This window comes from Brachybacterium phenoliresistens, from assembly GCF_000576425.1.
GTDB lineage: Bacteria > Actinomycetota > Actinomycetes > Actinomycetales > Dermabacteraceae > Brachybacterium > Brachybacterium phenoliresistens.
The window spans coordinates 15828-29059 of the sequence record NZ_KK069997.1; the positions used below are offsets into that span (position 1 = coordinate 15828).

Annotated in this window: 13 protein-coding genes; 7 read left to right on the forward strand and 6 right to left on the reverse strand. The window is 74.5% G+C overall.

The window, feature by feature from the left end:
- The first annotated feature begins 3 nt into the window (after positions 1-3).
- A complete protein-coding gene (locus tag BF93_RS12255) occupies positions 4-444 on the forward strand; it encodes an ankyrin repeat domain-containing protein (protein WP_038373024.1) in 441 nt (146 codons plus the stop codon).
- A gap of 12 nt (positions 445-456) precedes the next feature.
- Here the strand turns inward: BF93_RS12255 and BF93_RS12260 are convergent, their stop codons facing one another.
- Positions 457-978: a GNAT family N-acetyltransferase gene (locus BF93_RS12260; protein WP_051486908.1), complete on the reverse strand. Its 522-nt coding sequence runs from the start codon at positions 976-978 to the stop codon at positions 457-459.
- 80 nt (positions 979-1058) lie between these two features.
- On the opposite strand from BF93_RS12260, the gene BF93_RS12265 reads away from it, so the two are divergent.
- On the forward strand, positions 1059-1544 hold the full coding sequence (locus tag BF93_RS12265; RefSeq protein ID WP_038373026.1) for a nucleoside deaminase: 486 nt from the start codon (positions 1059-1061) through the stop codon (positions 1542-1544).
- Positions 1541-2845: a cytosine permease gene (gene codB / locus BF93_RS12270; RefSeq protein WP_038373027.1), complete on the forward strand. Its 1305-nt coding sequence runs from the start codon at positions 1541-1543 to the stop codon at positions 2843-2845. Before BF93_RS12265 ends, codB begins: the two co-directional genes overlap by 4 nt.
- Positions 2846-2875: 30 nt before the next feature.
- Here codB and BF93_RS12275 read toward each other — a convergent pair whose 3' ends face one another.
- From BF93_RS12275 to BF93_RS12290, 4 genes are read right to left on the reverse strand one after another with little or no spacing between them, the layout of a single operon-like run.
- A complete protein-coding gene (locus BF93_RS12275) occupies positions 2876-3889 on the reverse strand; it encodes an alpha/beta fold hydrolase (protein WP_038373028.1) in 1014 nt (337 codons plus the stop codon).
- Positions 3886-4929, reverse strand: coding sequence for an Fpg/Nei family DNA glycosylase (locus tag BF93_RS12280; protein WP_051486909.1), 1044 nt, complete (start codon positions 4927-4929; stop codon positions 3886-3888). The genes BF93_RS12275 and BF93_RS12280 overlap by 4 nt, the downstream gene beginning before the upstream one ends.
- Complete coding sequence (locus tag BF93_RS12285; protein ID WP_038373029.1) at positions 4929-5402, reverse strand: ribose-5-phosphate isomerase; 474 nt, start codon at positions 5400-5402, stop codon at positions 4929-4931. The genes BF93_RS12280 and BF93_RS12285 overlap by 1 nt, the downstream gene beginning before the upstream one ends.
- 44 nt (positions 5403-5446) lie before the next feature.
- The gene (locus tag BF93_RS12290; RefSeq protein WP_038373030.1) at positions 5447-6064 is read right to left on the reverse strand and encodes a mycothiol-dependent nitroreductase Rv2466c family protein; all 618 of its coding nucleotides are present in this window, start codon (positions 6062-6064) and stop codon (positions 5447-5449) included.
- Positions 6065-6186: 122 nt separating this feature from the next.
- Between BF93_RS12290 and BF93_RS12295 the strand changes: the two genes are divergently transcribed.
- Complete coding sequence (locus BF93_RS12295; RefSeq protein WP_232226391.1) at positions 6187-7983, forward strand: ABC transporter transmembrane domain-containing protein; 1797 nt, start codon at positions 6187-6189, stop codon at positions 7981-7983.
- Positions 7980-9833, forward strand: a complete 1854-nt coding sequence (locus tag BF93_RS12300) for an ABC transporter ATP-binding protein (protein ID WP_084148519.1) — start codon at positions 7980-7982, stop codon at positions 9831-9833. Before BF93_RS12295 ends, BF93_RS12300 begins: the two co-directional genes overlap by 4 nt.
- 4 nt (positions 9834-9837) lie before the next feature.
- Here BF93_RS12300 and BF93_RS12305 read toward each other — a convergent pair whose 3' ends face one another.
- Complete coding sequence (locus BF93_RS12305) at positions 9838-11070, reverse strand: hypothetical protein (RefSeq protein ID WP_084148520.1); 1233 nt, start codon at positions 11068-11070, stop codon at positions 9838-9840.
- A gap of 25 nt (positions 11071-11095) precedes the next feature.
- On the opposite strand from BF93_RS12305, the gene BF93_RS12310 reads away from it, so the two are divergent.
- Both BF93_RS12310 and BF93_RS12315 read left to right on the forward strand, forming a co-directional pair.
- Positions 11096-12430 (forward strand): serine/threonine protein kinase, encoded by a 1335-nt coding sequence (locus BF93_RS12310; RefSeq protein WP_051486910.1) that lies wholly within the window; start codon positions 11096-11098, stop codon positions 12428-12430.
- A gap of 146 nt (positions 12431-12576) precedes the next feature.
- Complete coding sequence (locus BF93_RS12315; protein ID WP_038373033.1) at positions 12577-13230, forward strand: ribonuclease FAU-1 family protein; 654 nt, start codon at positions 12577-12579, stop codon at positions 13228-13230.
- Positions 13231-13232: the final 2 nt, after the last annotated feature.

Sequence of the window (13232 nt, forward strand, 5' to 3'; positions counted from 1 at the left end):
GCCATGACGCCGACGGACGAGACCCCCGCCCCCGCCCCCGCCCCCGCTGCCCCGGATGATGACGCCGCCGCGCTGGCCGCGAGCATGATGGACGCCGCCCGCCAGGGCCGCGCCGACGTCCTGCGGCCGCTGCTCGCCCAGGGAGCACCGGTCGACATGCAGGACGCCTCCGGCAGCACCATGCTCATGCTGGCCGCGTACCACGGGCACGCCGCGCTGGTCACCGTGCTGCTCGAGCACGGCGCGGATCCCGAGCTGATGAACGACCGCGGGCAGTCCCCGCTGGCGGGCGCAGCGTTCAAGGGCTACGAGGACGTCGTGCGGGCCCTGCTGGCCGGCGGCGCCGATCCCGACGCCGGCGCGCCGAGCGCCCGGGAGACGGCCGCCTACTTCCGGCGCGCAGAGATCACGGCCCTCCTCGACGGGGACGGCGACGGCGCCTGATCCGCGCCCGGCTCAGTGCCGGTACTCCATCGGCACGTGCTCGATGCCGGCCTCGAGGAACATCTCGCCGACGGTCACGTAACCCATGCCGCGGTACCAGTCCTCGAGGTAGGCCTGCGCGTCGATCCGCACCACCTGATCGGGGGCGAGCTCGCGGGTGAGGTCCAGGGCCGCGCGCATGATCCGGCCGCCGAACCCGTCCCGGCGGTTCTGCGCCCGCACCGCGAGCCGGCCGATCCGCATCGACCCGTCCGGCTCGGTGAGCACGCGGATGTGCGCGGCGGGCTCCCCCGCGAGCCCGGCGGCCTCCGCCTCCGGGCCGGGCACCTCGATCCACAGCAGCGTCGTCCCGGCCTCGAGGTCCCGGCCGTCCAGGTCGGGGTCCGTGGCCCCCTGCTCGATCGAGAACACGTCCTGGCGCAGCTTCGCCAGCAGGTAGAGGGTGCGGGGGTCCACCTCGCGCACCGGAGCGCGGTGCAGCGTCGCCCCGGAGGGGATCGGCGAGGAGGGGGTCAGCGCGGAGAGGTCGTCCATGGTCTCCACGCTACGCCGTAGTATGCCTCTGGCCTGCGCGTCCCCTGTGCGAGCCGTGCCACCACGAAGGAGCGTGAACCATGACCTGGACCCCCACCGCCGAGGAGGACCGGCACTTCCTGTCCCTCGCCATCGAGCAGGCCAGGACCAGCTGGGACGAGGGCGGGGTGCCCATCGGCGCCGTGCTCGTGCACGAGGGCGAGGTCCTCGCCGCCGGACACAACCAGCGGGTCCAGAAGAACTCGGCGATCCTCCACGGAGAGACCGACGCCATCGAGAAGGCCGGTCGGCTCCCCGCGAGCGTCTACCGTCACAGCGTGCTGTACACCACCCTCTCGCCGTGCATCATGTGCACCGGCACGGCGCTGCTGTACGAGATCCCCCGCATTGTCGTCGGCGAGAACCGCACCTTCGAGATGTCCGAGGCGCTGCTGCGCGAGCGCGGCGTCACCGTCGACGTCCTCGACGACCCGGAGTGCGTGGCCCTCATGGAGCGCATGATCGCCGAGCGGCCGGAGATCTGGAGCGAGGACATCGGCGTGGAGACCTCGGAGCTGGGCCGATGACGAGCGCCCCCTCCGAGACCGCGCCGCAGGAGTCCGTCGAGCCGGTGGACCCCGACTACCCCGTCACCCCGGTCCCCCGCTCGGCGCGCCGCAGCGCGCTGTCCATCAGCGTCGTCCTGATCGGCTTCACCGTCTTCGCGCCGACGCTCATGGCCGGCGCGAGCGTCGGCGCCGCCTTCGGCTTCTCCGAGTTCCTCGCCGTGCTCGCCGTCGGCTCTCTGGTGCTGGGCGCCTACGTCGCCGCGATCGGCTTCCTCGGCGCCCGCACCGGCCTGACCACCGTGGTCATGTCCCGGTACACCTTCGGCACGGCCGGGTCCAAGGTCGTCTCCCTGCTGCTGGGCGGGACGCAGGTGGGCTGGTACGGGGTGGCCGTCGGGTCCATCGGCCAGATGACGGCCCTCGCCTTCGGCTGGGAGGGCGGCTGGCGGCCGGCGCTGGTGATGATCGCCGTCTCCGCGCTGATGATGCTCACCGCCCTGTACGGCTATGAGGGCATGTACTGGGTCTCGCTGATCTCGACCCCGCTGATCCTGATCCTCGCCTTCTGGATCACCGGCCGCGCGCTGGTGGAGGTCGGCGGGATCGGCGGGCTGTTCTCCCTGGCCCCCACCGCCTCGATGAGCTGGGCGGTGGCCGTGACGACGGTGGTGGGCACCTTCGCCTCGGCCGGGACCCAGGCCGCCAACTGGACGCGCTTCGCACGCCGCGGCCGCGACGCCGTGCTCGCCTGCGCGATGGGCTTCGTGATCGGCAACGGCCTCATGGTGTTCTTCGGCGCGGTCGCCGCGCTCGCCTTCGGCGAGGGCGACTTCACGACCCTGCTGCTGGGCATGGGCATGATCGGCTGGGGCCTGTTCTTCCTGTTCGGCAACCTGTGGAAGTCCAATGCCGATGCCGCCTACGCCTTCGGCGTCGCCGGCGCCGAGATCGCCAGCTCCCCGCGCAAGGGACCGTTCATCATCGGCGGCGTCGCGATCGCGACGGTGCTGGCGCTGACCGGGGTGCAGGAGCACATCGTGGGCTACCTCAGCTGGATCGGGATCCTCATCCCGCCGCTGGGCGGGGTGCTGATCGGCGACTGGATCGCCCGCTGGCGCGGCGGGCAGCCACCGCTGTCCTCCCTCACCGAGACGGTGCGCTGGCAGGCGCTGGTCCCGTACCTGCTGGGCGCCGTGGCGGCCTGGGCCTCGAACGCCCTGGCCCTCGGCATCGCCCCGCTGAACGGCATCGTCATCGCGCTGGGGCTGGCCTGGCTGCTCAGCTCCCGCACCCGCGCGAAGGACGCCGCGGCGGCATAGCCCGGAGGCGGCCGCGGGCGCGGCCGGGGCTCAGCCGCGCGGATCGGGCGTGGCGGTGAGGCGATCCATCGCCTCCCGCCACGCCCGCACCATCTGCGGCCCGCCGTGGCCCTCGTCCTCGACGACGACGAGCTCGCTCGCCGGCCAGGCGCGGTGCAGCTCCCAGGCGGTGAGCACCGGCCCGGAGACGTCCCGGCGCCCGTGGATCAGCACCGCGGGGATGCGGCCGATGCGGTCCATGCCGCCCAGCAGCCCGCTGCCGGGCGCCGCGCCCCACGGCACGGCCCAGTCCCCGACGAAGCCGTCATGGGCCCAGTAGTGGGTGACCAGCCGCGCGAAGGCGCGCTGCTGGTCGGTGACCTGCTGCGGCAGCGGGGCGATCTCGAGAACGCCGCCGCCGATGCGCACGTGCTCGTCCTCCCAGGCGCACCAGTGCGCGGCCGCGGCCTCGGCCAGCTCCGCGTCCTCGGAGGCGAGCAGCCGCCGGTACGCCTCGACGATCCGCACCCGGTCCGGGCCGTGGTCGCGGCGGTCGAAGTCCCCGTGCTGCTCGGCGAAGGCCGCGAAGCGGTCCCAGGCCTCGGGGAACACCGCCCCGATCCCCTCGGTGATCCAGTCGACCTCGCGCCGCGAGGTGGCGGTGACCGCCATCAGCACGATCCCGCGCACCCGCGCGGGGTGCGCCTGGGCGTAGGCGAGGGCGAGGGTCGATCCCCAGGAGACGCCCTGCACGATCCAGGAGCCGATCCCGAGATGCTCGCGCAGCAGCTCGAGGTCGGCGACCAGCCGCGGCGTGCTCTGGGCGGAGAGATCCACGCAGCCCGCGGCGCCCGCGGAGGGCGTCGAGGCCCCCGCGCCGCGCTGGGACAGGCCCACCAGATGCGTGCGATCGGCGGGGACCTTGTCGCGGTAGCCGGGGCTCAGCCGCCCGCCGGGGCCGCCGTGGAGGTACAGCGCCGGGACGCCGTCGGCGCTGCCGCTGGTCTCCCAGAAGATCTCGTGCCCGTCGCCGACGGGCAGCATGCCGCTGCGCAGGGTGCTCATCCGTCGCTCTCCTCGGAGGTCGCTGCTGCCGGCTCCCGGTGCTCCCCGCTCTCCGCCCAGGCGGCGGCGGGATGCTCCAGCGTCCAGCGGGCGCGGCGGGAGCGGACGCTCTGGCACCGCGGGCACCAGAAGACGGTGCGCGCGGCCATGTCGCCGCTGCGGATCGCGGTGCCGCACAGCCGGCACGGCAGCGTCTGGCGGTGGTAGACGTAGAAGGACTCCTCCCGCGGGACCGCCGCGGGATCGCCGTCGCCGTTCTGGAGCGTCCCGCGGGAGCGCTCGAGGATCCGGGCCTCGAGGCGGCGGTGCTCCGGCTGGGTGGTGACGATCCGCCCGGTGCGCGCCCCGTACCGCATCAGGGGGACGAGGTCCTCCCAGATCCCCCGGACCATGCCGGCGGTGAGGTCGCGCCCGGGGACGGCGGGGTCCAGACGAGCCCGGAACAGGATCTCCGCGCGGTAGATGTTGCCCACCCCGGCGATGACGTCCTGGTTCATCAGCAGCACGCCGATCGCGGTGCGGGAGGCCCGCACGCGCTCCACGAAGCGCTCGGGGTCCGCGTCGGCGCGCAGCGGGTCCGGCCCCAGCCGGTCCAGCACGCGGCGGCGCCCGGCGCCGTCGAGGACCTCGCAGGCGGTGGGGCCGGTGAGGTCGGCCAGGCCCTGCGATCCCTGGATCCGCAGCCGGGTCGTGGGGCGCGGCACGAGCCGGCGCCAGTCGCCCTCCGGACCCTGCACCCGCGGCGCCCCGATGGCATGGGCGGGGGCGAAGCCCTCCTCCCCCGCGAAGGTCCACGAGCCGTACAGCCCCAGATGCACCCGCACGTAGCGGGTGACCGGGTCGCCGGGGGCGACGGAGGCGTCCGGGGTGAAGGCGATCAGCAGCTGCTTGCCCACGGCCTCCGCATCGGCCAGCACCCAGCCGTCCAGCTCCGCCGCGTCGGAGAAGCGGCCCTGGGGGCTGGAGGTGCGCACGGCCTGGGAACCGAAGCCGGCCCGCAGCGCCGCTGCGAGCCGGTGGACGGTATGCCCCTCGGGCATCAGTCGGCGGCAGGGGCGTCGTAGCCGCCCGTCTCCTCGTAGCGGGCCACGAGGTCGATGCGCCGCTGGTGGCGCTCCTGCCCGCTGAAGGGCTCGGCGAGGAAGATGTCGATGAGCTGCTCGAGCTCCTCCTCGGTGTGCTGGCGGGCCCCCACGGAGATGACGTTGGCGTCGTTGTGCTCGCGGGCCAGCTGGGCGGTCTCCTCGTTCCACACGAGCGCCGCACGGACGCCGCGCACCTTGTTGGCGGCGATCTGCTCGCCGTTGCCGGAGCCGCCGATCACCACGCCGAGCGATCCGGGCTGGGCGACGACGGCCTCGCCGACGTCCGTGCAGAACGGCGGGTAGTCGTCCAGGGCGTCGTAGGTGTGGGCGCCGTGGTCCATGACCTCGTGGCCCTTGGCCGTGAGGTTGGCGACGAGGCGGTTCTTGAGCTCGAATCCGGCGTGGTCGGTGCCGATGTGGACGCGCATGGATCTCTTTCTTCGGGGGACGGGAGCAGACGGGGCAGGACGGATCAGGACAGGTCGACGCCGCCGGTGCGGGAGCGCTTGACCTCGTAGAAGCCGGGGACGCTCGCGAGGGCCTGCATGCCGTCCAGCAGACGGCCGGCGTCCTCGCCGCGCGGGGCCGGGGAGATCACCGGGCCGAAGTAGGCGGTGCCCTCGCCGAAGGAGATCACGGGCGTGCCCACGTCCGTGCCGACCATGTCGACCGCGCGCTGGTGCGAGGCGCGCAGCGCCGTGTCCAGCGCGTCGCCGGGGACGTTCTCGTAGGCGTCGATGAGCTCGGCGGGCAGCTCGGCGACCTCGAGGGCGTGGACGGCCGCGGCCCGGCGGTCGTCCTTGTTCCCGCCCACGTGGTAGTGCTCGCCCCAGGCGGTGTACCAGCGGGAGAAGGCCTCCGGGCCCTGCTGCTGCGTGATCGCGATCGCCACCCGGGCGGCCCCCCAGGCCTGGTCGATCGAGGCGCGGTAGCCCGGTTCGAGCTCGCGTCCCTCGTTGAGCACTGCGAGGGACATCACGGAGAAGGTGGGGCTCACGTCGCGGACCTCGGTCGCGTGATGGAGCCACCGGCTGGTCATCCAGGCGTACGGGCAGGCGGGATCGACGAACAGTTCGACAGGTCGGGACATCGGCTCTCTCCTCGGGGGTCCGGGCAGGCGGATGCGTCCATCCTCTCACCTGCGGGCCCGCCGGGCCGAGGACGTCCCGAAAAGCGATTGCCACCGGGGGTCCGGGGCAGTTGGATGGACCGGTGCCCCTTCCTCGCAAGGCCCGAGCGGCCTCCCCCGACCCCGCGTCCCGCCGTCCCGGCGTGATGCGCTCCATCGTGCGCCAGCACCGGCGCGAGCTGCCCTGGATCATGGCCCTGTCCTTCGTGGTCGAGGCCACCGAGATGGCGGTGCCCGTCCTGGTGGGCTTCGTCATCGACGCCGGCATCGTGCAGGGGAACCTGACCCTGACCCTGGGCGGTGCGGCGGGCATCGTCGTGATGCGGCTGCTGAGCACCTGGGCCTGGATCGTCATGTTCGCGGCCGCGCAGCGGGCGCGGATGTTCGAGCGCCACCGCCTGCGCGTGGCCGTGACCGGCGCGGTGCTCGACCCGCGCTCCACCCCCGTGGACCGTCCCGCGGGCGAGGTGCTGTCCATCGCCACCTCCGACGCCGACAAGGCCTCGGACGTGATGGACATGATCCCGTGGGCCTTCCCCGCCGCGACCGTGGTGCTGGGCGCCGGGGTGTGGCTCGCGATCCTCGACCCGATGCTGGGCCTGGTCACCCTGATCGGCATCCTCGTGATGGTCGTGGTCATCCGCGTGATCAGCCCGGTGCTGTCGGCCCGGTACGACGCCCAGCAGTCCAAGGCGGCCGATGCCGCCGCGACCGCCACCGACCTCGTCCACGGCCTGCGCATCCTGCAGGGTCTGGGCGTGCAGGCCCGCGCCCGCTCCCACTACCGCCGCCGCTCCCGCATCGCGCTGGACGCGGCGCTGGTCAACGCCCGCTTCTCGGGCATCTCCGGGGGCCTGACCACCCTGGTGACCGCCGGCATGATGGCCGCCGTGGTGATCATCGCCGCGCAGCGCACCATCGCCGGGGCGCTGACGGTGGGCACGCTCATCGCCGTGGTCGGCGTGGCCCGCAACAACATGGGCATGCTGCAGGGACTGTCCGGGCTGCCGGTGTGGTGGGCTTCCATGTCCACCTCGGCGCGGCGCGTGCGGGACCTGCTGGCGGACTTCGGCCGCACGATCGACGATCCCGAGCTCTCCCTCGGCCACCTGCGCCGGGCGCGCGACGACCGCGGCGAGTCCCGCCCCGGCGAGCGCCGCCCCGGCACCGGCGGCCTGCGCCTGGCGCAGGTGCGCGCCGGCACCCTGGACGGCCTGGACCTCGAGGTCCCCGACGGCCGGGTGGTGGCCGTGGCCTGCACCGACGCGCGGGACGCCGACGCGGTGATCGCCGCGGTCTCCGGCCGCGCCGAGGCCGGCAGCGTGCAGCTGGGCGATCACGCCGTGACCGCCGAGAACCGCTTCGCGACCCGTGCCGACCTGCTGGTGGAGCCGCACGTCGTCGACCTGTTCGACGGCACCCTGCGCGAGCAGCTCGCCACCCGGGCGCCGTCCTCGGTCGCGACCGACGGTACGGACGACTCCTGGGCCGATGCGGCCCTGCACGCCGCCGGCGCGGAGGACATGCTGCGGATCCTCCCCGAGGGGTACGACACCCGCATCCTGGACCGCGGGGCGAACCTGTCCGGCGGCCAGCGCCAGCGGATCGCGCTGGCCCGCGCGGTGGCCTCCGACGCCCCCGTGCTGGTCCTGCACGACCCGACCACCGCCGTGGACGCGGTGACCGAGCAGCACATCGCCGAGGCCCTGGTGGCGGACCGCCGCCGCGAGGACCGGGCGACGCTGCTGGTGACCCGCGCCCCGGCCCTGCTGCGGGAGGCCGACGAGGTCCACCTCGTCCGTGCCGGCCGCGTGACCGCCCACGGCTCCCACACGGAGCTGATGGACCTCGAGGAGTACCGGGAGATGGTGCAGCGATGACCGCGACCACCGAGAAGCCGTCGGCGCTGAACTGGGATGCGCAGCCCGAGGAGCTGCTGGCCACCGACGCGACCGCGCGGCGCCAGCTCGACGAGCATGCCCAGATCCTGCCGATCGCGACCGTCCGCGACGCCGCCGCCCACCTCGGCGGGAGGCTGCGCCGCTTCTGGTTCTCGACGCTGCTGACCGTGCTCGTGGTCACCGGCGGCGCGGTCGCCGCGGCCTGGATGCCGCGGCTGATCGGCGACGCCGTGGACCTCGTGCAGGCCGGGGCGACCCCCGGGCAGCTGTGGCGCCAGGGCGGTCTGATCATGCTCTCCGGCGTGCTGCAGGCCGTGCTGGCGGCGCTGGGCTGGACCCTCGTCTCCAGCCTCGGCCAGCGGGTGCTGGCCGGGATGCGCGAGGACGTCATCGACCGCGCGCTGGACCTGCCGGCGCAGACCATGGAGGTCACCGGCATCGGCGACGCGCTCTCCCGCGTGGCCGACGACGTCGACGTCACCGCGCGCGCCGTGAACAACGTGGTGCCCAACCTGATCCAGGTCGGCTTCTACGTCGTGGTGACGCTGATCGGCATGGTCGCGCTGTCCCCGTGGCTGCTGATCCTCGTCGCGGTGATCCTGCCGATGTACGCCGCCGGCACCGTCTGGTACCTGCGGCGCACCGCGCCGATCTACCGCCGCGAGCGGGTGGCGATGGGCGCCCGCGCCCAGGGCCTGCTCTCGGCGATCCACGGCATCCCCACGGTGCACGCCTACGGCATCGAGCGCCGCGAGACCCGCCACGTGGCCGTGCTGTCCGAGACCGCCGCCGTGCTCGGCATGCGGGTGATGACGCTGGTGACGCGCCTGGTGAAGTACATCGTGTGGCCCGAGAGCATCGCGATCGCCCTGGTGCTGGTGCTGGGCTACGTCATGGTCCACGTCAGCGGCGCGCCGATCGGCGTGGTCACGGCCGCCGGGCTGTACGTGGTCAGCCTCATGTGGCCGATGACCAACCTCATCTTCAGCCTCGACGACGTGCAGTCCGCGGCGGCGAGCCTGACCCGGATGGTGGGGGTCATCGAGTCCTTCGACCCGGCGACCTCCCCCGGCCCCCAGCGCCCGCAGGACGCCTCGATCCGCCTCGAGGGCGTCTCCCACGCCTACGGCTCCGATGCCGACGGCGAGGAGAACATCGTCCTGCATCCGCTGGACCTGGAGATCCGACCCGGCGAGCGGATCGCGCTGGTGGGCGCCTCGGGCGCCGGCAAGTCGACCCTCGCGGCGATCATCGCCGGGACCCTGGTGCCCCGGCACGGGCGGGTGCTGCACGGCGGGGCGGACCTCGCCGCGGCGGACCTCGAGGCGATCCGGGCGCACTCCAGCATCGTCAGCCAGGACGTGCACGTCTTCCGCGGCACCGTCGCGGAGGATCTGCGGCTGGTCCGCGAGGACGCCACCGAGGAGGAGCTGCGCCGCGCCCTCGAGCTCGTCGAGGCGTGGTCCTGGGTGCAGGCGCTGCCCCGCGGCCTGGACACGGAGGTCGGCGAGAAGGGCGAGCGGCTCACGGCCGAGCAGTCCCAGCAGCTGGCCCTGGCCCGGATCGTGCTGCGGGATCCCGCCGTGCTGGTGCTGGACGAGGCCACGGCCGACGAGGGCTCCTCCGGCGCCCGGGTGCTGGAGCGGGCTGCGCTGCGGGTCGCCGAGGGGCGCACCACCGTGATCGTCGCCCACCGCCTCTCGCAGGCGCGGGCGGCGGACCGGATCCTGGTGATGGCCGACGGCCGGCCCGTCGAGCAGGGCACCCACGACGCCCTGGTCGCGGCGGGCGGCGCCTATGCGCGGCTGTGGGAGGCCTGGGCCGGCTGAGCCCTCAGCCGCGGCGGCGGGAGCGGATCGCCCCGAGGAGCAGGCCGATGCCCAGCAGGGCGGTCACGAGCGCTCCCGCCGCCGCGAGGATCCGCCCCCACGGGAGGGCGCTGATCGCCCCCGCGAGGGTGCGGTCGGCGCTCGTCCCGACGGCCTCCCCCTCGACCTCGATCGTGAGGATCACGTCCACGTCCCCGACCGGCTCGATCTGCGCGCCGGTGTCCTCGTCGACCTCGAGCGGGGCGTGCTGGGTGAGGGAGAGGACCTGACGGCCGGGCATCCAGACCCCGGCGACATCGGAGTCCTCGCTCTCGCGGTTGGCGATGCTCACAGTGCTCGCGTACCCGGCCCCGAGCACCGAGCCCGGGGAGGCGCCGGTGCGCGCGTCGGACTCCTCCGCGAGCGGCACGGGCATGCGCACCGGGTTCCACGCGAGGACCTCGAGGCTGCGGGAGGTGTCGGCGTGCTCGGCGCTGACCACCTCGGCGCGCCAGCGCAGCCGCTGGCCCTCGGCGACGTCGACGGAGACGTAGCGGGGCTCGTCGGGCGAGAGGCGCACCCGGTAGCTGCCGGGCGCCAGCGGGGTCGCCAGACCGTACGAGCTGCCGGTGCTGCTCAGCCCCTCGGCCTCGGGCGCCCCGGGCTGCGGGCCGGTGTCGGTCAGGGGGCTCGCGGCGGCCGGCGGGTGCTCCGCGCCGTCCGCGGCCGGCTCCACGGCGATCCGCACCTCGACGGGGATCGCCGTGTCGCGGTGCAGGGCCCCGCCGCGCGCGGCCTCGACGAACATCGGCCCGGCGGCGCAGCCGTCCTCCGTGCCGGTCGGCGTCGAGGAGGCGTAGGCGAGGATCGGGGTGCGGCCGGAGGACTTCTCCCCGATGCTGCCCTCGTCCTCGGCCACGCAGCTCTCGCCGTCGGCGTCGAGCAGGCGGACGTCCAGGTCCAGGTAGGCGTAGTCCTCCCCGTCGAGGTCCGGTCCGGGCGGGACGGCGGTGGCGCTCGCGTGCAGGCGCGCCCCCTCGGGCACGTCGACGCGGTAGATCCGCGCGACCTCCCCGTCGGTGCTCCCGGGCAGCGCGTCACGGATCAGCCCGGGCTCCACCACGGGCGCCTCGGCGAGGGAGGCGGCGCCGGCCACCTCCCGGCCGGTGAGGCCGTAGTCCTCGGCGAGGGCCGGCGTCGGGGCCGCCAGGGCGAGGACCAGAGCGAGCGCCGCGGTGCGCGGGTGGGCTGCTCTCATGGTGTCCTCTACGATCGTGTCCATCATGGGTGACGTCATCGCCGGTCGGTACGAGCTCCTGGACCCGATCGCGAGCGGGGCCTCGGGGTCGGTGTGGCGCGCCGTGGATCATCGTAGCGGGATGCTGTGCGCGGCCAAGGTGATGCGCCAGCGGGACTCCTCGGACATGCTGCGCTTCGTGCGGGAGAAGTCGATCCGCGTCGAGCACCGCAACCTGCTGACGCCGAACGGCTTCGGCGCGGAGGACGACCATGTCGTCATCGGCATGCCGCTGGCCAGCGGCGGGACCCTGCAGGAGATCGTCCGGGCCCACGGCGCGCTGTCGGATCCGCTGGTCGCGCTGGTCCTCGCGCAGCTGCTCGCGGGCCTGGGGCGCCTGCACCAGGAGGACTGGATCCACCGGGACGTCAAGCCCGGGAACATGCTCTTCGAACCGGTGGGGCGCGGCGTCCCGATCATGCGCCTGGCCGACTTCGGGATCGCCGTGCACGCGCGCGACGTGCGCCTGACGGCCACGGGGTTCGTCAACGGCACGCCCGGCTACGTCGCCCCGGAGATCATGTCCAGCGGGCGGATCTCCCCGCAGCAGGACCTGTGGGCGGCCGGCGTGGTGGGCCTGGTGATGCTCTCCCCCGAGACCCGCGTCGACCGTGAGGGCAGCGGCTCCGAGGCGGTGCGCGCCGTGCTCGCCACGACCGCGCCGCCGATCGCCGCGGTGATCGGCTCCCTGCTCTCCGTCGTGCCCGAGCAGCGCTGCCCCGACCTGCCGGGGGCGGTCGCGGCGCTCGAGGCCCTCGCCCGCACCGTCGCCCCGCCCTTCACGGACCGTGCGGGGGCTCCCGTCGAGTTCCCGGACCGCCTGCCGCCGCTGCCGGAGGGCTCCCCCTACCGGGGCACGGACGTGCTGCGGGCCGACACCGCCGGCCGCGGCCGGGGGACGACGCCGCTGCTGCCCGGTCCTCCGCGGCTGCGCACCGCGCCGGCCTCCCCCGCCCTGCCCGCCGCCCCGGGCCCGGCCCCGGTCCCCGGGCGCTCGGCGGACGCGGGGAGCTGGGCGAGCACCGCCCCGAGCGTCCCCGCCCCGGCGGCCCCGCCCCGCCCGCGGCGGCGTGCGCGGGTGATGGCGGGCCTGGCGGTGCTCGCCCTCGCGGGCTCCGCCGTGCTCGGCACGATCGCCGTGCGCGGCGGGATCCTGCTGCCCGACGAGCAGCAGATCGCCCAGCGGGATCCCTCGGTGCGCATCGGCGCCTCCTGCGACTGGACCGAGGCGGGCACCGAGGCCACGACCGCCGGCGGCATCGCGGCGGTCTGCGCCGAGCGCGGCCCGGACGAGCATCGCTGGGAGCGCGCAGGCCGCTGACCTCCCCGGGCGCGCCTCGCCGCGCCCGGCGGGCGACGCGGTATGGTCGGCCCATACGCCTTCCCCCTCGCGGGCGGAGCAGCGTCCGGGTCGGTGGGCCGGCCGGTCCGGGCAGCCCGTGGGGGCCGACTCGGCCAGGAACCGCCATGCCTCCCACACCACACTGGTCGCCCGGCGACCAGGTGACCTGGACCTACTACACCCATCAGCACCCCACCCGCACCGTCCGCCCCGGCACGGTCGTCCTGGACGACGATCGCGGCGTCGTCATCTGGATCGCCCCGGGGACGGAGGTGCTGCTGCCCGTGCTCGAGACCGGCGCGGCGCTGCGCCGCGCCGGCGACGAGGGGATGTTCACCCAGCCGCGCCGGCAGTCCAAGCAGCTGTGGACCGGCAACGGGATCCTCATGATCGGCCTGCCCGACACGCCGTACTCCGTGTGGCTGTTCTACAAGGACGACGGCTCGCTGGGCTGCTACTACGTCAACCTCGAGACGCCCTACGAGCGCACCGAGGAGGGCGTGCGCACCCGCGACCTGGTGCTGGACCTGGTGGTGCTGCCGCGACGCGACTGGCACTACAAGGACGAGGACGAGCTCGAGGGCGCCGAGCGCGTGGGCTACTTCAGCGCCGAGGAGGTCGCGGAGATCCGCGCCGCGGGCCGCCGTGCGGAGAAGGACATCGAGGCCTGGCGCTATCCGTTCTCGGCCGGTTTCGAGCACTTCTTCCCCGACCCCTCGTGGCCGATCCCGGCGCTGCCCTCCCATTACACCTGGGATCTGGACCTGACCAGGCGCTGATC